General features: G+C 68.7%; 18 protein-coding genes. 6 read left to right on the forward strand and 12 right to left on the reverse strand.

Annotation, left to right across the window (positions count from 1 at the left end):
* Positions 1 to 91: 91 nt before the first annotated feature.
* The 7 genes from ACODTA_RS29480 to hflK form a co-directional block, all read right to left on the reverse strand.
* Entirely contained in the window at positions 92 to 463 is a 372-nt protein-coding gene (locus tag ACODTA_RS29480) for a hypothetical protein (RefSeq protein WP_489071104.1), read from the reverse strand.
* The gene (locus ACODTA_RS29485; protein WP_489071106.1) at positions 460 to 2,427 is read right to left on the reverse strand and encodes an OPT family oligopeptide transporter; all 1,968 of its coding nucleotides are present in this window, start codon (positions 2,425 to 2,427) and stop codon (positions 460 to 462) included. The genes ACODTA_RS29480 and ACODTA_RS29485 overlap by 4 nt, the downstream gene beginning before the upstream one ends.
* A 16-nt stretch (positions 2,428 to 2,443) precedes the next feature.
* Complete coding sequence (locus ACODTA_RS29490; protein ID WP_489071108.1) at positions 2,444 to 3,094, reverse strand: hypothetical protein; 651 nt, start codon at positions 3,092 to 3,094, stop codon at positions 2,444 to 2,446.
* Positions 3,094 to 4,725, reverse strand: coding sequence for a helicase HerA-like domain-containing protein (locus ACODTA_RS29495; protein ID WP_489071110.1), 1,632 nt, complete (start codon positions 4,723 to 4,725; stop codon positions 3,094 to 3,096). The genes ACODTA_RS29490 and ACODTA_RS29495 overlap by 1 nt, the downstream gene beginning before the upstream one ends.
* Positions 4,726 to 5,295: 570 nt before the next feature.
* Complete coding sequence (locus tag ACODTA_RS29500) at positions 5,296 to 6,822, reverse strand: Do family serine endopeptidase (RefSeq protein ID WP_489071112.1); 1,527 nt, start codon at positions 6,820 to 6,822, stop codon at positions 5,296 to 5,298.
* A 103-nt stretch (positions 6,823 to 6,925) separates the two neighbouring features.
* Entirely contained in the window at positions 6,926 to 7,780 is an 855-nt protein-coding gene (gene hflC, locus ACODTA_RS29505) for a protease modulator HflC (RefSeq protein WP_489071114.1), read from the reverse strand.
* Positions 7,777 to 8,883: a protease modulator HflK gene (gene hflK / locus ACODTA_RS29510; protein WP_489071116.1), complete on the reverse strand. Its 1,107-nt coding sequence runs from the start codon at positions 8,881 to 8,883 to the stop codon at positions 7,777 to 7,779. The genes hflC and hflK overlap by 4 nt, the downstream gene beginning before the upstream one ends.
* 69 nt (positions 8,884 to 8,952) lie before the next feature.
* On the opposite strand from hflK, the gene ACODTA_RS29515 reads away from it, so the two are divergent.
* From ACODTA_RS29515 to ACODTA_RS29525, 3 genes are all read left to right on the forward strand, one after another.
* Positions 8,953 to 9,921, forward strand: coding sequence for an Mrp/NBP35 family ATP-binding protein (locus tag ACODTA_RS29515; RefSeq protein ID WP_489071118.1), 969 nt, complete (start codon positions 8,953 to 8,955; stop codon positions 9,919 to 9,921).
* Between the two features lie 85 nt (positions 9,922 to 10,006).
* Complete coding sequence (locus ACODTA_RS29520; RefSeq protein ID WP_489071120.1) at positions 10,007 to 10,441, forward strand: CoA-binding protein; 435 nt, start codon at positions 10,007 to 10,009, stop codon at positions 10,439 to 10,441.
* A gap of 4 nt (positions 10,442 to 10,445) precedes the next feature.
* A complete protein-coding gene (locus tag ACODTA_RS29525) occupies positions 10,446 to 10,805 on the forward strand; it encodes a glyoxalase superfamily protein (protein WP_489071122.1) in 360 nt (119 codons plus the stop codon).
* Between the two features lie 237 nt (positions 10,806 to 11,042).
* Here ACODTA_RS29525 and ACODTA_RS29530 read toward each other — a convergent pair whose 3' ends face one another.
* The 3 genes from ACODTA_RS29530 to ubiA all read right to left on the reverse strand — a co-directional run bounded on the left by ACODTA_RS29530 (position 11,043) and on the right by ubiA (position 14,186).
* Positions 11,043 to 11,822 (reverse strand): 3'(2'),5'-bisphosphate nucleotidase CysQ, encoded by a 780-nt coding sequence (locus tag ACODTA_RS29530; RefSeq protein ID WP_489071124.1) that lies wholly within the window; start codon positions 11,820 to 11,822, stop codon positions 11,043 to 11,045.
* On the reverse strand, positions 11,815 to 13,161 hold the full coding sequence (locus ACODTA_RS29535) for a TldD/PmbA family protein (RefSeq protein WP_489071126.1): 1,347 nt from the start codon (positions 13,159 to 13,161) through the stop codon (positions 11,815 to 11,817). Before ACODTA_RS29535 ends, ACODTA_RS29530 begins: the two co-directional genes overlap by 8 nt.
* A gap of 110 nt (positions 13,162 to 13,271) precedes the next feature.
* On the reverse strand, positions 13,272 to 14,186 hold the full coding sequence (gene ubiA, locus ACODTA_RS29540; RefSeq protein WP_489071128.1) for a 4-hydroxybenzoate octaprenyltransferase: 915 nt from the start codon (positions 14,184 to 14,186) through the stop codon (positions 13,272 to 13,274).
* A 42-nt stretch (positions 14,187 to 14,228) separates the two neighbouring features.
* Here ubiA and ACODTA_RS29545 point away from each other — a divergent pair, with 42 nt between their 5' ends.
* The 3 genes from ACODTA_RS29545 to ACODTA_RS29555 all read left to right on the forward strand — a co-directional run bounded on the left by ACODTA_RS29545 (position 14,229) and on the right by ACODTA_RS29555 (position 19,346).
* Entirely contained in the window at positions 14,229 to 14,975 is a 747-nt protein-coding gene (locus ACODTA_RS29545) for a 16S rRNA (uracil(1498)-N(3))-methyltransferase (protein WP_489071130.1), read from the forward strand.
* A 279-nt stretch (positions 14,976 to 15,254) separates the two neighbouring features.
* Complete coding sequence (locus ACODTA_RS29550; protein ID WP_489071132.1) at positions 15,255 to 16,628, forward strand: glutamate--cysteine ligase; 1,374 nt, start codon at positions 15,255 to 15,257, stop codon at positions 16,626 to 16,628.
* 63 nt (positions 16,629 to 16,691) lie between these two features.
* Positions 16,692 to 19,346, forward strand: a complete 2,655-nt coding sequence (locus ACODTA_RS29555; RefSeq protein WP_489071134.1) for an EAL domain-containing protein — start codon at positions 16,692 to 16,694, stop codon at positions 19,344 to 19,346.
* A gap of 137 nt (positions 19,347 to 19,483) precedes the next feature.
* Here the strand turns inward: ACODTA_RS29555 and ACODTA_RS29560 are convergent, their stop codons facing one another.
* Both ACODTA_RS29560 and ACODTA_RS29565 read right to left on the reverse strand, forming a co-directional pair.
* A complete protein-coding gene (locus tag ACODTA_RS29560; protein ID WP_489071136.1) occupies positions 19,484 to 19,693 on the reverse strand; it encodes a hypothetical protein in 210 nt (69 codons plus the stop codon).
* A gap of 83 nt (positions 19,694 to 19,776) precedes the next feature.
* A partial coding sequence (locus tag ACODTA_RS29565; RefSeq protein ID WP_489071138.1) for a lysozyme inhibitor LprI family protein occupies positions 19,777 to 20,096 on the reverse strand: 320 nt, incomplete at its 5' end.

The following is a 20,096-nucleotide window of genomic DNA, read 5'->3' on the forward strand; positions in this document are numbered from 1 at the left end:
CCAGACCGCTTCATCGTCAATCCGATCCACCAAATGCCGGGACTGAACACCTAGCATCAAGTCCGTTTCGCGGACCCCGCACCCGCCGCCATCAACACGGCCCGTGCCAGAAAACACCCGCCCCCACGTCCGAATAACACTCGGCGGGCATCGGCAGGTCGCGTTTGTCGCGGGCGACCTGATAGCCCCAGCCTCCGTCGAAACCGGGCCTCATCATGATATCGACGCCCCAGTCATGGACAGTCACCATCTCGGGATCGAGGCTGGCGATCACGCGCGGCAATCGATTTTTCGGCACCTGAACGGAGCGCTCAGGCGGCCTGATCGGATGCGTCGCCACCAGTTGCGCGGATTCGGCCCGGATCGCGCGCAGCACCGATTCGTCGCGGGTCGGGCGTTCGCATCCGCCGAGCAGCGCGAGCGTAGCCGACAGCGCGAACGCGGCCGCCCGCGCCCCGATCACGTCCCCCGGCTCATCACCTGCCGCCGCGTATAGCGGTACAGCGCGGCGAGCAGCGCGATCACGATCACCGGGCCGGCGATCAGCGCCACCGGGCCGAAGCCTTCGGGTGCGATCGCCATCGGGGCGTCGCTGTTGGTGGCGTAGACGATCAGCGCGAAGCTGACGCCCCACAGGCTTTCGCCCACGATCAGGCCGGTCGCGGTCAGCACGCCCATGCGGCGCGCGAATTCGGGGTCCGCCGTCCGGTCCGCCCAGCGGTCATAGACCATGCCGATCACCGATCCGAGCACCACCGGCAGCGTCACCGCCATCGGCAGGTACACGCCGATGCCGATGGCCAGCGGGGGCAGCCGCAGCTTGCCCGCCTTGCCCAGCAATTCGTCGACGATGATCACGCCCACGCCCACCAGCGCGCCGAGCTGGATCATCGGCCAGTTCACGCCGCCGCCCAGCACGCCCTTCGCCAGCGCGGAGATCAGCGCGGCCTGCGGCGCCGCAAGCGCGTTCGGCCCGGCATTGGGCGCGCCCGCGAAGCCCAGCGTCTCGTTGAGCAGGTTGAGCACGGGCGGGATGATCATCGATCCGAACAGCACGCCGAAGACGAGCGCGAGCTGCTGTTTCCACGGCGTCGCGCCCACGAGCTGGCCGGTCTTCAGATCCTGCAGATTGTCGTTGGAGATCGTCGCCACGCCGAAGACGACGCCGGTGACGATCAGCGCATAGGCGATCAGCGCATCGGTGGAGGCGGGATCGATGCCGCGCCCGAACAGGCCGACGAGCAGCAGCGAGGCGGCGAGGACGGAGAGGATGCCGATGCCCGAAACCGGGCTGTTCGACGCCCCGATCAGCCCCGCCATATAGCCGCAGACCGCCGCGATCACGAGGCCGATCACCGCCACGAACAGCAGCGCGCCGCCCACCAGCAGCCATGCCGATCCCTCCAGCGGCCCGCCGGTGAGCGTGGACCAGAGCAGGATCGCGATCGGGATCATCGTGGCGAGCGCGCAGGAAACGACGATGCCGAAGGGGATGTCGCGCTCCTCGATCGGCAGCGCGTCCCCCCCGCGCGAGACGCCCGATGCCGCCATCGCGGCGCGGATGCCGCGCGTCACCGGCGCGGCGATGCGGATCAGGCTCCAGATCGCCGCCACGCCGATCACGCCCGCGCCGAAGAAGCGCACATCGTTGCGGAAGATGGTGCCCGCCCATGCCTCCACCTCTCCGGGCATCGGGGTCTGCGCGGTCAGGATCGGCAGCAGGATCCACCAGCCGATGACGAGCCCGGTGAACATCGCCATGCCCACCGAGATGCCGACGAGATGGCCCGCGCCGAACAGCGCGAAGGAAAGCCCACCCGAAATCCCCGTCGCGCCCGCGCCCGCGCGGAAGAAGATCGCGGCTTCCTCCACCACCAGCTTCGTCTTGGCGAAGGCGGCGAAACCGGCGGAGACGACCGCGTTGATCACGATGATCGCCAGCCCCTTGCCGCTTTCGGCGGCCCCGGCGCGCGATTCGGCGCCCACCTTCAGCACCTCCGCCGCGGCGCGCCCCTCGGGATAGGGCAGGTTGCCGTCGACGACGAGGGCGCGGCGCAGCGGCACGGAGAACATCACCCCCAATATGCCGCCGGTCGCGCAGATCGCGGCGGTCAGCAGATAGGGAAAGCCCGTCCACCAGCCGATCATGACCAGGCCGGGCAGCACGAAGATGATCGCCGCCAGCGTGCCCGCCGCCGAGGCGACGGTCTGCACGATATTGTTCTCCAGGATCGTCGAATCCTTGAAGTAACGCAGGATCGCCATCGAGATGACGGCGGCGGGGATCGAGGTGGCGAAGGTCAGCCCCACCTTCAGCCCCAGATAGACGTTGGCGGCGGTGAACAGCAGCGTGATCAGCCCGCCCAGCAGCACGCCGCGTATCGTGAGTTCGGCGAGCGGGCGGGCCGGTGCGGTGGCTTGGGTCACGGGATTTCCTTCGCTGTCATTCGGCGGGATCGTCGAACCGCTTGAAGCGGATCGCGATGTCGTAGCGGTTCAGCACCAAATTCGTGCCGTCGATGCGGAGCGGTTCGCCGTTGAAATCGGCGCGGCCGAAATCATTGGCGTCGAACCGGAACAGGATGCGGTGCCCGCCCGGCGTCAGCGGGTGGGGCGGCTCGGCGATGCCGTAGACGGGCATCACCGGCACGACCGAGACCGGGATTTCCCCCGCCTCCAGCGGCACCAGCCCGTCCTTGCCGACCGCGCGGAGCCGCCGTCCGGCCTGCCCCTCGAACGCGATCGCCACTTCCAGCGGATCGCCCCAGTCGAAACCCGGATCGGCGAGCGCGACGCGCAGCTCGCCGGCGGGCGCGGGCTCGTCCTTCACCACCGCGAAGGCGGGCGGCTTCACCTTGGGCTCGCTGGTCAGGCGCACGGTTCCGCCCTCCACGGTCCAGCGCCCCTCGGCGGTTTCGCTCACCGCGCCATATTCGAGCGCGTAGCGGAAGCGGCCGTCGGCGGCGAGCAGCAGCCCCCCGCCCACCTCCATCTGATCGACCTGATAGCCGCCCGCGATCGCGGCCCGATCCTGCGCGGCGGCGGGCGCGGCGAATGCCAGCGCCCCGACCAGCACGGCGAACGCCGCGCGCATCAACGGCCCTTGAAGAGGCCGCCGAGCAGGCCGCGCAGCAATTGCCCGCCCAGCCGACCGGCCACCTGGCGGCCGACCGACGTGGCGGCGGAGCGCGCGGCGGACTGGACCATCTTCTCGGTGAAGCTCGGCTTGGCGTCCTCGCGCGCCTGCCGCGCGGCCTCGCGCTGCGCCTCGCGTTCGGCGGCGATGCGGACGCGTTCGGCCTCCTTGGCCTGGCGCGCCGCTTCCTTCTCGGCGGCGATGCGCTGCTTCTCGTCTTCCTTGGCCTGGACGGCGTCGAGCTTGGCCTGTTCCTCCGCCGCCTTGGCCTCGGCGGCGGCGGCCTGCGCCTCGCTCGCCTTGGCGGCCAGCAGTTCCTCGGCGGATTCGCGGTCGATCACCGTGTCGTATTTGGCGCCGACCGCGTCGGTCTCCTTGATCACGCCGCGTTCCACCGGCGTCACCGGGCCGACGCGCGAACAGACCGGCTTGATCAGCGTGCGCTGCACCGGAGACGGCGATCCGTCGGCCTGGAGCAGCGAGACCAGCGCCTCGCCCACCTTCAATTCGGTGATCGCGGTCGCCACGTCCACGCCGGGATTCGCGCGGAAGGTTTCGGCGGCGGAGCGGATCGCGCGCTCGTCGCGCGGGGTGAAGGCGCGCAGCGCGTGCTGCACGCGGTTGCCGAGCTGGCCGGCCACATCCTCCGGGATGTCGATCGGGTTCTGCGTGATGAAATAGACGCCCACGCCCTTGGACCGGATCAGGCGGACGACCTGTTCCACCTTGTCGAGCAGCGCCTTTGGCGCCTCGTCGAACAGCAGATGCGCCTCGTCGAAGAAGAAGACGAGCTTGGGCTTGTCGGGATCGCCCACCTCGGGAAGCGTCTCGAACAGTTCGGAGAGCAGCCACAGGAGGAAGGTGGAATAGAGTTTCGGGCTGGCCATCAGCTTGTCGGCGGCCAGGATGTTGACGATGCCCCGGCCCTGTTCGTCGAGCTTGAAGAAATCCTCGATCTCCAGCGCCGGCTCGCCGAAGAAATGGTCGCCGCCCTGGCTGCGGAGCTGGAGCAGCGAGCGCTGGATCGTGCCCACCGTCGCCTTGGAGACGTTGCCATAGGTGATGGTCAGTTCGTCGGCGCGGGTGGCGCAGTGGCTCAGCATCGCCTGGAGGTCGTCGAGATCGAGCAGCAGCAGCCCGTCCTTGTCGGCGACGTGGAAGGCGATGGTGAGCACCCCTTCCTGCACGTCGTTCAGGTCGAGCAGCCGGGCGAGCAGCAGCGGCCCCATTTCGGAAACGGTGGTGCGGATGGGGTGGCCCTGTTCGCCGAACAGATCCCAGAACTGGACGGGATTGTCCTTGTACGCCCAGTCCGTGTCGCCGATCTCGGCGGCGCGCGCGGCGAATGCGTCATGCACCTTGGCGGTAGGCGATCCCGCCATCGCCATGCCCGAAAGATCGCCCTTCACATCGGCCAGGAAGGTCGGCACGCCGGCGCGCGAAAAGCCCTCGGCGATGCCCTGCAGCGTCACGGTCTTGCCGGTGCCGGTGGCGCCCGCGATCAGCCCGTGGCGATTGGCGCGCCTGAAATTGAGGATCTGCCGCTCGCCGCCCCCGGTTCCGATGAAAAGGCCGGTCTCGTCAGTCATGCGCAGTCCTCCGATTGTTGGATATGCTTTAGAGCATCCCGCGGAAAAGTGGGAACCGGTTTTCCGCATCGGGGATGCGACGGACAATCCATCCCGCGGAAAAGTGGGAACCGGTTTTCCGCATCGGGGATGCGACGGACAACCCATCCCGCGGAAAAGTGGGAACCGGTTTTCCGCATCAGGGATGCGACGGACAACCCATCCCCCACGCCCCAAAACCGTTCGGACCCTGCCAACCCCGCACGTCACCCCAGCGCAGGCTGGGGTCTGCCACAAGCTCAGGCGCGATCTGGTTGGCAGATCCCAGCCTACGCTGGGATGACGTATGGACTGGCATCATCATCCCCCGTTCGGGCTGAGCCTGTCGAAGCCCTGCCCTTTCCTGGACACCGAAAGAGAAGAACAGGGCTTCGACAGGCTCAGCCCGAACGGGGATCGAGACCACAGCCAAATTCAACACATTCAACCAGCGCCCGCCCCAAAAACAACAAGCCGCGCGATCCGGGGATCGCGCGGCCTGCCGTGCATCGGGGAAGCGCCCTTTCCCTCAAGGGGAAAAGGGCGTCCGGATCATTTGCGCTTGGTGGTCTTCACGCCCACGTACCGCGCCGGGCCGTTGCCGCGCTGGACGAGCAGCAGCACCGGGCGGTTGGCCGCGACCGAGACCTTCACCGCATTGGCGAGGTCGGCGGGCTGCACCACCGGGCGCTGGTTGGCGGTGACGATGATGTCGCCGCGCTGGATGCCCGAGGCGGCGGCGTCGCTGGCGGGATCGACCGCGCCGACGACCAGGCCGCGCACGTCCTGCGACAGGCCGAGCTGGCGCGTGATCTGCGGCGTCAGCGCCTGCACCACCAGGCCGATCGAATCGCGCGTCGACTGTTCGGTGGCGTCGTTGTCGGGCGTCGGCACCGCATCGTCGCCATCGGCGTTGAAGGCGGCGAGCTGTTCCTCGGGCGGGCGCGTGCCGACAGTGGCGTTCACCGTCATGCGCTTTTCGTTGCGGACCAGTTCGATCGGCACGCGGGTGCCGGGCTTCAGGTTCGAAACGAGGTAGGAGAGCGTGTTGTCGGGCGAGACGGGGGTGCCGTTCACCTTGGTGATCACGTCACCCTGCTGGATGCCTGCCTTGGCCGCGCCCTCGCCCGGTTCGACGCGCGCGATCAGCTCGCCCGTGTTCTTGGGCAGGCCCAGCGACGCGGCGATCGATTCGTCGAGCGGCTGGAGCGCGACGCCCAGATAGCCGCGCTGCACCTTCGCGCCCGAACGCAGCGTATCGATGATCGGCTTGGCCTGTTCCGCCGGAATCGCGAAGCCGATGCCGACATTGCCGCCGGTGGGCGAGAAGATCGCCGAATTGATGCCGATCACATTGCCGTTCAGGTCGAACATCGGGCCGCCGGAATTGCCCATGTTGATCGACGCGTCGGTCTGGATATAGCGATCGAAGGCGCCGCCCTGGCCGGTGTTGCGGTGGAGCGCAGAAACGATGCCCGCGGTCACGGTGCCGCCCAGGCCGAACGGATTGCCGATCGCGACCACCCAGTCGCCCACGCGCGTGCTCGTCGAATCGCCGAACTTCACGAAGGGCAGGTTGCTCGCCTCGATCTTGAGCAGCGCCAGGTCGGACGCGGCGTCACGGCCGATCAGCTTGGCCGAATATTCCTTGCGGTCGGGCAGGGTCACGGTGATCGAATCGACCACGGCGCTGCGGTTGCCCGGCGCCACCACATGGTTGTTGGTGACGATATAGCCGTCGGCCGAGATGATGAAGCCCGAGCCCAGCGACTGCGCCTCGCGCGTGATCGGGCGGCCGCCCTGCTGGCCGCCGAACTGGCCGAACAGGTCGCCGAACGGCGTGCCGGCGAACGGATTCTGCTGCTGCTGGACCTGGACGGTCTGCTTGGTCGAGATGTTGACCACGGCGGGCGCCAGCCGTTCGGTGAGCGATGCGAAGCTCATCGGGGCGCCGCGCGGCGCGGCGGCCGCCATCGCGCGATCGTCATTCTGCGCCGTCTGCGCGCCGACATTGGTGCCGACGGTGATCGCGGCTCCGCCCAGGAGCAGCGCGGTGGTAATGGCATATGCGTAGCGCACGTTCATCTTCCTTCCAACTTCCTTCACTTGCCCGGCGTCCGGGCCTCGCGGTTTGCCGCCAGGCTGCTACTCGACGGCTTAACGCAGTTTGAATGGTTCCGGTTCAGCGCGAGCCACGAAACTCGCGCAGATAACTATTGTCGGGCGACAGGATGATCGACGACGCGCCCTTGCCCTCGCCGGGCGTGAACGTCTGTTCGTACGACTGCATGGCCCGATAGAAATCGTAGAAGCCCGCATCCTTGTTGAACGCCTCGGCATAGGCCTTGGCGGCGTCGGCATCGGCCTGGGCGCGAACGATCTGCGCCTGTTTCAGGCCCTGCGCCTCGATCGTGCGTGCTTCCTGGATACGCGCGGTGCGCATCCGTTCCAGCGCGCTGTCCAGCGGCGCGCCTTCGGGCAGGTCGGCGCGCTTGATGCGGACGTCGACGATCTCCGCGCCATATTGCCGCGCGGTGCGGTTCAGCGCGGACTGGATATTGTCCATCACCTGCCCGCGTTCGGCGCTGAGCAGCGCGGCGAAGGGCCGCTTGCCCAGTTCGTTGCGAAGCGCCGAACCCAGGATCGGCCGCAGCGCCGACGCCACATTCTCCGGGTTCTTGGCGGTGATCACCATGCGCAGCGGATTGACGATGCGGAACCGCGCGAACGCGTCCACCTGCAGGCGGAGCTGGTCGGTGGAGAGCACCTGCTGCTGTTCCATGCTGATCGACAGGATGCGCTTGTCGATCCAGGTGATGTCGTCGATGAACGGCCATTTGGCGATCACGCCCGCGCCGACCCCGCCGAAGCTCTTCTTGGGATCATAGACGTTGATCAGCCGCACGGGCTGGCCGAAGCGCAGGATCACGCCCTGCTTGGTTTCGGGCACGACCACCACGGTGGAAGCGAGGATGAACAGCGCCGCGATGGCGGCGAGCGCGGCGGCGATGGGGTGCCGGCCGATACGATCGATCATCGGGCCGCTCCTTCCGCCGGGCGGCGCTGGAGCTGCTGCAGCGGCAGATAGGGGGTCACCCCCGGCGCCTCGACCACCGTCTTGTCCACTTTCGAAAGCACCCGTTCCATCGTTTCGTAATACATGCGTCGCCGCGTCACCTCGGGGGCGAGGCGATATTGTTCATAGACCTTGTTGAACGATTCGGCCTCGCCCTGGGCGCGCGCCACCACCTGCTGCGCATAGGTGCGCGCCTCGTTCAGGTTGGATTGGACGCGCTGCTGCGCGGCGGTCACTTCCTTGAACGCCTCGTTCACCGCGCTCGGCGGATCGGCCTGGCTGATCGAGACGCCGCGGATCTCGATGCCCGCCTTATAGTCGTCGAGGATGGTCTGCATCGTCTCGCGGACGCGCTGCTCCACCTCGTTGCGGCCGGGGCCGATCGCCTGGATCAGCGTGAAATTGGCGAGCACCGATCGCATCGCGCTTTCGGCGACCTCGCCGATCGTCTGCTCGGGATCGGCGAGCTGGAACAGATATTGTTCCGCCGCCCCCGCCTTCACGTTCCAGCGCACGGTATAGGCGAGGTCGATCAGATTCTGGTCGCCGGTCAGCACCAGATTGTCGTCGCCGCCGGGCTGGCCGATCGAGATGGTGCGGATCGCCTGGATATCCACCTTCTGCACGCGTTCGAACGGCGCCGGCCATGAAAAGCTGACGCCCGGCTGCATGGTGCGCGCATATCGGCCGAGCTGGGTGACGACGCCGGCCTGTTCGGGGCCGATTCGGTGAACGGAGGTCATGCCGACCCACAGCAGCACGAAGCCGCCGATCAGATAGGGCCAGATCGAAAGGCCGCCGGGGCCGGAGAAACCGCCGCCGCCGATGCCGCCGCCGGGGCCGAACAATTCGCGCAGCTTGGCCATGATCTGGTCCAGCGCGGACGGGCCGGGACGGCCGCCGCCGGGCCGGCGCGAACGATCGCCGCCGGGCGGACGGCTCCACGGATTCGGGCGGCCGCCGCCCGATCCCTCGCCGTCGCCACCACCGCGGCTGCCCCATGGGCCACCATTTTCACTCAGCACGGCGCCGATGGACGCCAACCACCCCGATCTCTTGTTCATGCCGCCATTATAGGAAGCACTTTCGGGAAAAACAGTGGCATTGCCCGAAACTCTGCCTATCTGGCGCGCATGACCGATCAAGATCGCCTGCTCGCCGCCATCTCCCCCATCGCGGAAGGCCGTGCCGCCGGGCTCCGGCTGGCCGAAGGACGCGCCAGCCTGATTCTCGACGTGACGGGGCTTTCGGGTGACGAACGGCTGAGGATGGAGGCCGCGATCAAGGCCGCGCTGCTGGCGCAGGACGGCGTCTCCGAAGTGCGCGTGGCGATGACCAGCGAGAAAAAGGGCCGCCGCCTGATCGCGGTGGGCAGCGGCAAGGGCGGCGTCGGCAAATCGACGGTCGCCGCCAATCTGGCGCTGGCGCTCAAGGCGCGCGGCTTCAAGGTCGGGCTGGTCGACGCCGATATCTACGGTCCCTCCCAGCCGCGCCTGATGGCGACGGAAGGCCAGCGGCCCCAGGCCGAGGACAAGAAGCTGATCCCGATCATGAGCCCGCACGGCATCCCGATGCTGTCGATGGGCCATCTCGCCAAGCCGGGCCAGGCGATCGCGTGGCGCGGGCCGATGGCGGGCAACGCGCTGGGCCAGATCATCGACGCCGATTGGGGCGACGCCGATCTGCTGATCGCCGATCTGCCGCCCGGCACCGGCGACGTCCAGCTCTCGATGATCCAGAAGCAGAAGCCGGCGGGCGCGGTGATCGTCTCCACCCCGCAGGATCTGGCGCTGATGGACGCGACGCGCGCGATGGACCTGTTCGCGCAGGCGGGCGTGCCGATCATCGGGCTGGTGGAGAATATGTCGGGTTACGAATGCCCGCATTGCGGCGAGGTTTCCGATCCCTTCGGCACGGGCGGCGTGCAGGCGGCGGCGAATGTGATGGGCCATGATTTCCTCGGCCGCATCCCGCTCACCCTCGCCATCCGCACCGCATCCGACGCGGGCACGCCGCCCGCCGCCGGCGACGGCGCGGAGGCGGCCGCCTTCCACGCGATCGCGGCGCGCATCGCCGAATGGTTGAACCAGCCGGCACACTAGATCGTTAGCACTGGATGTCGCATCGCTTCATGCGGAAAACCGGTTCCCACTTTTCCGCGCGATGCAAGGGCGAAAGGATGATTCGATGCCCCTGACCCGAGACGAGGATATCGCCGCCCTGCTCACCGAAACCCGCACGATCGCGCTGGTCGGCGCGTCGGACCGGCCCGACCGGCCGAGCTATCGGGTGATGCGCTTCCTCCAGGATCACGGCTATCGCGTGATCCCGGTCAATCCGCAGATCACCGGCGAGCATGTGCACGGCGAATATGTCTGGCGCGAGCTTTCCCAGATCGGCGAGCCGATCGACATGGTCGACATCTTCCGCCGTCCCGAAGCAGCGGGCGACGCGGTGGACCAGGCGATCGCGGCGGGCGCGAAATCGGTGTGGATGCAGCTTGGCGTGATCAACGAAGCCGCCGCCGCCCGCGCCGAGGCGGCCGGGCTGAAGGTGGTGATGGACCGCTGCCCCGCGATCGACATCCCCAGGCTGGGGCTGCCACGGATCACCGGGTCCTGACCGGATGACGGACGCGATCGCCTTCGAGCCGGGCATTCCGGTGCTGCGCATCTACGACATCGCGAAGGCGATGGAATTCTACATCGATTTCCTGGGCTTCACGCTCGACTGGGAACATCGCTTCGCGCCTGATCTGCCGCTTTACGCGCAGGTCTCGCGATCGGGGCTGAAACTGCATCTGAGCGAACATTATGGAGACGGCACGCCCGGCGCCGTGGTCTGGATCCGGACCGCGAACGCCCGCGCCTTCTTCCGCGAGCTCGCCGACAAACACGCCCGCTTCGCCCGGCCGGGCGCCGACGGGGACGAAGCGACGATCACCGATCCCTTCGGCAACATGCTCCGCTTCGACGGGAGCCGTTAGGGCCGACGGGGTACCGCCGCCGTCACCCGCACTCCGTTCGGGCTGAGCGCGCGCACCGCGACCGCCCACGCACCACCACCACCCACACCCCGTTCGGGCTGAGCCTGTCGAAGCCCTGTCCTTCTCCTTCCGGTGCAAAGGAAAGGCAGGGCTTCGACAGGCTCAGCCCGAACGGGTGTAGGGATATGGGACGGGTGTGGGGGTATGGGAAAGCGAGGATCACCCAGCACGATCCCCCTAGCGCACAATCCCTTTTTCCGCGCGTTCGCGCAGCCGCTCCACCGCGGCGGCATGGATGCCGGGGGCGCTGGCGATCACGCCGAACGCCTCGCCCCTGGTGCTGTTGAAGCGCAGCGCGCCGCCGAACGCGTCGGTCACGCTCGCGCCCGCCTCGCGCGCGATCAGCACGGCGGCGGCGATGTCCCATTCATTACCCCAGCGCAGCGTGGCGAGCAGATCGGCCTCGTCGGCGGCGACCATCGCGATGCGCAGCGCGATCGAATTGGGCTTGAACACGGCGGTCAGGTCGCTGTCCACCCTGGGCAGCGCGTCGGTGGGCACGCGCGCGCCGGGAAAGGTGGTGCGCGTGCTCGCCTTGAGCGCCACGCCGTTGCGCCACGCGCCGCGCCCGGCCACCGCGCGCCATTGCTCGCCGCGCGCCGGCGCGTCGAGCACGCCCAGCACGGGCACGCCGCCCTCGACCAGCGCCACGCTCACCGCCCAGCCCGGGCGGCCGCGCATATAGTCGCGCGTGCCGTCGATCGGATCGATCACCCATATGCGCGGCACCAGCAGCCGTTCGGCGCTGTCCACCGTCTCCTCGGACAGCCAGCCCGCCTCGGGATCGAGCGCGTACAGCCGCTCGCGCAGCATGTCGTTCACGGCATGGTCGATCTCGCACACCGGGTTGCCGGGCGCCTTTTCCCAGCGCTTATAGTCGCTTTCGCACCGCGAGAGCGCCATCGCCCCCGCCTCCGCCGCGATCTCGGCGACCCGGTCGATCAGCGTTTCAGGCACCGGCCACCGTCATGCCCTCGATGCGCAGCGTCGGGGCGTTGACCGCATGGCGGAATTCCAGATCGTCGGCGGGCACGAGCTGGCGGTACATGTCCTTCAGGTTGCCCGCCACCGTCATCTCCGCGATCGGACGGGTGATCTTGCCATTCTCGATCAGGAAGCCGGAGGCGCCACGGCTGTAATCGCCGGTCACGCCGTTCACGCCCATGCCGATCAGCTCGTTCACATAAACGCCATAGGCGATGTCGGCAATCAGGTCCGCGGGGCTGACGGCGCCCGCCGCCATGTGGAGATTCGTGCTGCTGGCCCCGGGCGGGCCACCCACGCCGCGCACCGCATGGCCGGTGGGCGCAAGGCCGAGCTGGCGCGCGGCGGCGGCGGTCATCAGCCAGCCGGTGAGCACGCCATCGTCGATGATCACCGTTTCCCCGGTCGCCAGCCCTTCGCCGTCGAACGGGCGCGAGCGCAGGCCGCGCGCGCGCAGCGGATCGTCGATCACGCGCACGCCCGGCGCGAACACCGCCTCGCCCAGCGCGTCGAGCAGGAAGCTGGTCTTGCGCGCGATCGCCGCGCCGTTGATCGCGCCCATCAGCGGGCCGAGCAGCCCGGCGGACACGCGCGGATCATAGACGACGGGCATCGCGCCGCTGCGCGGCCGCGCGGGATCGAGCCGCGCCACCGCGCGCTCGCCCGCCTGGCGGCCGATCGCGGCGGGATCGTCGAGATCGCCGATATGGCGCGCCGAATGATGCGCGTAATCGCGCTGCATGCCCGCGCCCGTGCCCGCCAGCACGCTCGCCGAAACGCCGTGGCTGCTGCCGGCATAGCCGCGCGCGAAGCCCGCCGAGGTGGCAAGCGCCGCGATCGAGCGGCCCGCGCTGGCGCCGGCGCCCTCGCTGTTGGTGACGCCCGCCACCGCGCGCGCCGCGTCCTCCGTCTCCAGCGCGCGCGCCTTCAGCATCGCGGGTTCGGCGGCGCCGCCATCGTCGATGTCGAGCATCGGCGGCGCGTCGCGCATCAGCCGGTCCTCGGGCGCGAGCCCGGCCCAGGGATCCTCCGGCGCCTCGCGCGCCATCGCGACGACGCGCTCGACCAGCGCGGCGAAGGATTGCAGCGTCAGATCGGATGTGGAGGCGCTGGCCGAACGACTGCCGACAAAGGCGCGCAGGCCGATCTCCTCGCCCTCGGAGCGTTCGACATCCTCGAGCGCGCCCAGCCGCATCTGCACCTGGGTGGATGCGCCGCCCACATACAGGGCATCGGCGGCGTCGGCGCCGGCCTTGCGGGCGAGCGCCACCAGATCGGCGGCATGGGATTCGGCTTGGGATACGCTGAGCATGTCCCGCACTAGAGTGGTTCCGAGGCAAGTGGCAACACTTGCCGACTCGGGAAACACGACAAACAGGGGCGAAGTGGTTGCGAGGCAGGTGGCAAGCCTGCCGGCCCCGATCAGCCCGCCGTGCCCACGGCGGCGCAGGCGAGGAACATCAGGAAGCCCGCGAACCGGTTCGCGCGGAACTTGATCAGCCCGTCCAGCCCGTCATCGGGATCGAGCGCCGCCACCTGCCACAGCAGATGCGCGGCCACCGGCAGCAAGGCCGCGAGCGCGATCCAGTCCGGCCGCACCAGCCACACCGCCACCGCCCACAGCGCGATCGCCGCGCCATAGAAGCCGGCCACGCCGCCGCGCACATGGCTGCCCATCCGCCGCGCGGAGGAGCGGATGCCGATCAGCGCGTCGTCCTCGCGATCCTGCAGGGCGTAGAGCGTGTCATAGCCGATCACCCAGCAGATCGATCCGGCATAGAGCAGCAGCATCGGCAGCTCGACCGCGCCGCGCACCGCCGCCCAGCCGACCAGCGCGCCCCATGAGAAGACCAGCCCCAGCCATGCCTGGGGCCACCAGGTGATTCGCTTCATGAAGGGATAGGCGGCGACGGGCGCCAGGCTGGCGAGCGCGATTACCTGCGCCGCGCGATCGAGCCGCAACAGCACCGCCAGCCCGATCAGGCACAGCAGCAACAGCCAGCCCCAGGCGGCCTTCAGCGACACCGCGCCGCTGGCGAGCGGGCGGCTGCGCGTGCGCGCGACGCTGCGATCGAGGTCGCGATCGACGATGTCGTTATAGACGCAGCCCGCCCCGCGCATGGCGACGGCGCCCAGCAGCAGCCAGAACACCAGGCTCCACTGATCGCGCAGCCCGCCCGCCAGCGCGACGCCCCAGGCGCAGGGCCAGAACAGCAGCCACCAGCCGATCGGCCGGTCGAACCGGGCGAGCAGCGCGAAGGCGCGCAGTTTCGCGGGCAGCGCGCGCATCAGCGCGCCATATTGGGTGTCGGGGACGATCTCTGACTCGGCGCTCATCATGCCCTATGTACCCGGCCGCGCGGCGCGGTACATAGCGGCATGACCGCAACCCCCGCCTGGCCGCCCGACAGCACCCCCCGCCTGTTCATCGATACCGAGATCGCCAAGGGCGACGAGATCCGCATCGATGGCGGACAGGCGCATTATCTGATCGCGGTGATGCGGCTGAAACCCGGCGGCACCGTGCGCCTGTTCGACGACCGGACGGGCGAATGGCGCGCGGAGGCGGTCGCCGTCGGCCGGCGGGACCTGACGCTCAGCGCCACCGACTTGCTGCGCGCGCGCGAAGCGGTGCCCGATCTGTGGCTGTGCGCCGCGCCGATCAAGAAGGGGCGGATCGACTGGGTGGCCGAAAAGGCGTGCGAACTGGGCGTCGACCGGCTGGTGCCGGTGCTGACGCGCCGCACCGTGATCGACCGGCTCAACGGCGAAAGGCTGCGCACCCACATGATCGAGGCGGCGGAGCAATGCGGGCGCACCGCGCTGCCCGCGCTGGCGGAGCCGGTGAAGCTGGCGGCGCTGCTGCGCGACTGGCCGGCGGAGCGCCGCCTGTTCTTCGCCGACGAGACCGGCGGCGCCCCCGCCATGGAGGCGATGCGCGCGAATCGTGGTCCGGCGGCGATCCTGATCGGGCCGGAGGGCGGATTCGATCCGCAGGAACGCGACGCCATCCGCGCGCTGCCGCAGGCGACGGGCATATCGCTGGGGCCGCGCATCCTGCGCGCCGAAACCGCCGCCGCCGCCGCGATCAGCCTGTGGATGGCCGCCGCCGGGGACTGGAGCTGAGGGGTTGTTCGTTAGGGAAATGCGCCTCCGGCGCATTGCAGCACCGCCCTCCACAGGCATTCCATCGATGCTTTGCATCGCCGGAACCTTGGCCTGTTCCGCCCGCTCCCCCACCCGGCCTCCCAACGGCAGTATCTTCTGGGAGGCCGGGTGGGGGAGCGGGCTGGCGCGGCCCTGGAAATGTGCTCTTCCGCACATTTCCCAAACGAACAATCCCCCATGCGCCGCGCGCATGAAACGACGCTTTCAAAAGCCTCGTCCGCCCGCTAGAGCCGCGCCATGAGCACGAAGACGGTTTCAAAAGGCAACGATCCGGTCATCGAAAGCCGGTCCCAGCTCATTTCAGCGTTCGCCAAGGGCGAAAAACCGGCGGAACGCTGGCGCATCGGCACCGAGCACGAGAAATTCGTCTATCGCAACGCCGATCACCGCGCGCCCGGCTATGCCGATCCCGACGGCATCCGCGCGCTGCTCGACGCGCTGACCAGATTCGGCTGGGAACCGATCCGCGAGGGCGGCAACGTCATCGCGCTGGCGGGGCCGGACGGGAATGTCAGCCTGGAGCCGGCGGGCCAGCTCGAACTTTCCGGCGCGCCGCTGGAGAATCTGCACCAGACCTGCGCGGAGACCGGCCGCCACCTCAACCAGGTGAAGGAGGTCGGCGCGCAGCTTGGCGTCGGCATCCTCGGCATGGGCTTCTGGCCCGACAAGCGCCGCGACGAGCTGCCGATCATGCCCAAGGGCCGGTACGAGATCATGCTGCGCCACATGCCGCGCGTCGGCTCGCTCGGGCTCGACATGATGCTGAGGACCTGCACGATCCAGGTCAATCTCGACTATGCGTCCGAAGCGGACATGGCGAAGAAGTTCCGCGTCGGCCTGGCGCTCCAGCCGCTGGCCACCGCGCTGTTCGCCAATTCGCCCTTCACGGAGGGCAAGCCCAACGGCTTCCTCTCCTATCGCAGCCATATCTGGTCGGACACCGATCCGCACCGCACCGGCATGCTGCCCTTCGTGTTCGAGGATGGCTTCGGCTACGAACGCTATGCCGATTACGCGCTCGATGTGCCGATGTACTTCGTCTATCGCGACGGCAAATATATCGACGCGGCGGGCCAGAGCTTCCGCGATTTCCTCGACGGCCGCCTGCCCGCGCTGCCCGGCGAGAAGCCGACCGAGTCGGACTGGGCCGATCATCTCTCCACCGCCTTCCCCGAAGTGCGGATGAAGAGCTTCCTGGAGATGCGCGGCGCCGATGGCGGCCCGTGGAACCGCATCTGCGCGCTGCCCGCCTTGTGGGTGGGGCTGCTGTATGACGGCACCGCGCTCGACGCGGCATGGGACGTCGTCAAGCACTGGACGATGGAGGAGCGCGAGGCGCTTCGCAACGCGGTGCCCCGGCTCGGCCTCGACGCACCGATCGCGGGCGGCCGCACGCTGGGAGACATCGCGCCGGAGATCGTCGAGATCGCCAGCAGCGGCCTCACCGCCCGCGCGCGGCTCAACAGTTCGGGCGACAATGAAAGCGGCTTCATCGATCCGCTGCGCGAGATCGCGGCCTCGCGCATCGTGCCCGCCCAGGCCCTGCTCAACCGCTATCACGGCGCCTGGGGCGGCGACATTTCGAAGATCTATGACGAAATGAGCTTCTGATCCGCGCGCTTAACAAAGACTAAACCGCTTCGCCCTTAGCTGGCCCCAATCGGGTGGGGCCAAATGACAATAACGAATCGCGTAAGGAAGGCACTGGGTCGCGACGAAGCGGATGCGCCCACGCCGACTCTCGCGGTGATGGGCCTGACCGAGGGCGACGAGGGCGCGGCCGCGCAGATCCGCGCGGCGGTACGCCGCACCGTCGGCCTGTTCCCCGCGCTCGCCACCATCTATCTCGCCACCGGCGCGCTCCAGGTCACGCTGCGGATGCTGTTCGGCAACGGCGCCCCGATCGATCACATGCTGCTCGCCGCCGCGCCCATCCTGCTCACCCCCGCCGCCTTCGCCATCGTCAATTCGGGTCCGGGCAAGCGCCTGCCCGCCTCGCGCCGGGTGCGCATCCTCACCGTCTTCGCCGCGCTTGTCGGCATCGCGCTCGGCGGCGCGCTGGCGCTCGACCTGAAGGACGGATCGCATCTCGGCCAGGCGCTGATCGGCGTCACCGCCGGCGCGGCGCTGGCGACGGTCGTCGCCTTCGCGTCGTTGCCCGTGCTCGTCATCGCCAGCGTCGCCGGCATGATCGGCGCGATCCTGATGACGAGCGGCGACGCCGCCTATCTGCCCGTGGTCACGCTGCTCGCCAGCATCATCGCGCCCGTGCTGCTGTCGTTCGTGCGCGCCGACCAGGCGGAGATGAGCAAGACCGCGCGCGCGCGCAACGACGCGTCGAAGGCGAACGCGCTGATCGCCATGTTCGAGGAGAATGGCCGCATCTGGTTCTGGGAAACCGATCGTCACGGCCAGCTCACCTATGCGTCGCCCCGGCTCGCCGAATATTTCGGCAGGCAGCCGGCGGACCTGCTCGGCCAGCCGATGGCCAGCCTGATCGTCAATGGCGGGGACGAGGATCTCGCCTCTCCCCATGTCGAGCGCACGATCGGCTTCTATCTCAGCAGCCGGCTGGGCTTTTCCGACCTGCCGGTGCGCGCGGCGGTGCCCGGCGAGGGGCGCTGGATGTCGGTGACGGGCCGGCCGGTGATCGACGCGCTCGGCCAGTTCCGCGGCTTTCGCGGCAGCGGCACCGATTATACCGAGGAACGCAAGTCGGAAGCGGAGATCAGCCGCCTGGCGCGCTTCGATTCGCTGACCGGCCTGCCCAATCGCGCGCTGATGTTCCAGACGCTGGAACAGTCGCTGGGCAATGCGCGGATCAACCCGGCGCCCTGCGCGCTGATGCTGCTCGATCTCGACCGGTTCAAGGGCGTCAACGACACGCTGGGCCATCCGGTGGGCGATGCGCTGCTGAAGCTGGTGGCGAAGCGGCTGGAAACGGCGGTGGGCGATGTCGGCCGCGTCGGCCGGCTCGGCGGCGACGAATTCACCGTGGTGCTGCCGGTGGCGCCCGCGCATTCGGCGATCGAGGCGCTGGCCGCCGACGTCATCCGCCGGCTTTCCGAACCCTATATGGTCGAGGGATCGCATATCTCGATCGGCGCCTCGATCGGCATCGCGATCGGCCCGCAGGACGGGGCGACGGCGGACGCGCTGATGCGCAACGCCGATCTCGCGCTCTACGCCGCCAAGGCGTCCGGGCGCGGCGCGCTGCGCTTCTACGAACAGTCGATGCACGCCAATGCGCAGGAACGCCGCATGATCGAGACCGATCTGCGCCACGCGCTGGCCACCGACGCGCTTCACCTCGCCTATCAGCCGGTCGTGTGCGCAGCGGCGGAAACGATCGTCGGGTTCGAGGCGCTGCTGCGCTGGAACCACCCCACGCGCGGGCCGATCTCGCCCGAATTGTTCGTGCCGATCGCGGAGGAGATCGGGCTGATCCAGGCGATCGGCGAATGGGTGCTGCGCACCGCCTGCATGGAGGCGGCGCAATGGCCCGCGCATGTGCGCGTCGCGGTCAACGTCTCCTCGGTCCAGTTCGCCAACCCCGCCTTTCCCGGCGTGGTGATGAGCGCGCTGGCCGCCTCGCAGATCGATCCGGCGCAGCTTGAGCTGGAGATCACCGAAAGCGTCTTCCTGAACGACGGGCTGGATACCGACGCGATGTTCGCCGGGCTGAAGGCGCTGGGCGTGCGGCTGGCGCTCGACGATTTCGGTACCGGCTATTCCTCGCTCAGCTATCTGCGCAAGGCGCCGTTCGACAAGATCAAGATCGACCGGTCCTTCGTCGCGGGGGCGGCGGTGCCGGGCAACCGCAACGCCGCGATCATCGGCGCGATCGTCTCGCTCGCCGAAGGGCTGGGCATGGACACCACCGCCGAGGGCGCGGAAACCCGCGACGAGCTGGAACTGATCCGCACGCTCGGCTGCTCGCATATCCAGGGCTATATCTTCGGCCGGCCGATGTCCGCGCGCGAGGCCGCCGAAAAGCTGAGCTGCCCCACCGGCGTGGTGACGCCGCAGGGCTATGAGCGCAGCCGCGCCCCGCGCGTGCGGATGCTGCGTTCCGCCATCCTCCACCACGAGGCGCGCGCCGTGTCCGGCCGCATCCGCAACATCTCCACATCGGGCGCGCAGATCGACCTGGACCGCCCGATGCCCGTGGACAGCATCGTCTCGATCGACCTGGGCGAAGGCACGAAGATGACGGCGACGGTGCGCTGGGTGCAGGACCGCCGGATCGGCGTCGCGTTCGACCGGCTGATCGACATCGACGCACTGACCGCGCAAAGGCCGCCGACGAAGCGGGCGGCGGCGCGCTAGAGCGGTTTCCGATCTGATTGAATCAGATCGACCGCTCTAAACTTTTGTTTCGCCGCGATTTCCGAGTCGTCAGATGAAGCCATCTGACTGGAAATCGCTCTAGGGCCGTTTGAGATTGGCCGTTTGCGGTCGGCAGGTCAGACCAGCGCCTTGACGATATTCGCGATCACAAGGGCGATCACACAGACCGCGATCATGGCGCAGCAGCCCGCAAGGCCGCCTTTGTTCCACATCAGGAACAGTCCGTCGCCCTTCGCCTGACTTCGGCGCTGTATTTCGCCGTTCACCAGAAGCGCGGCCAGCACGCCCGCGCCCATGACGAGCACCACGATGACCTCCGCACCCACACGCTTACCCCACTGCCCGACAGGGCGCCATGATGCCGGTTTCCGGCGCCGGGAGAAAGCCTGTTCGGCGCTGACCGGAACCGTCAGTCCCGCCCGGCCTGCATTTTGGTGAGCGCGTCGAAGCGGCGGCGATAATGGTCCGCCACGCGCTGCCGGTCGTTGCCGATACGGTCGAGCTCGGCCTTCCATTCGGCCTGCGAACGGCGCAGCGCCGCCCCGCCGCGCGCGGCAAGCACCGAATTGTAGAGCAGCGACAGATTATAGTCGGAGATCGCCAGGCCGAGATCGGAACAGACCAGCGCGCGGCCCGCGCTCAGCTTGCCCTCGCACGAAAAGCTGGTGACGCGCGCCACGGCGGCCGGATCGGGCGGCGGCAGCGCCGCGCCGGCCGGGCCGGCTACGG

The sequence above is a fragment of the Sphingomonas sp. FG14 genome (assembly GCF_057809675.1).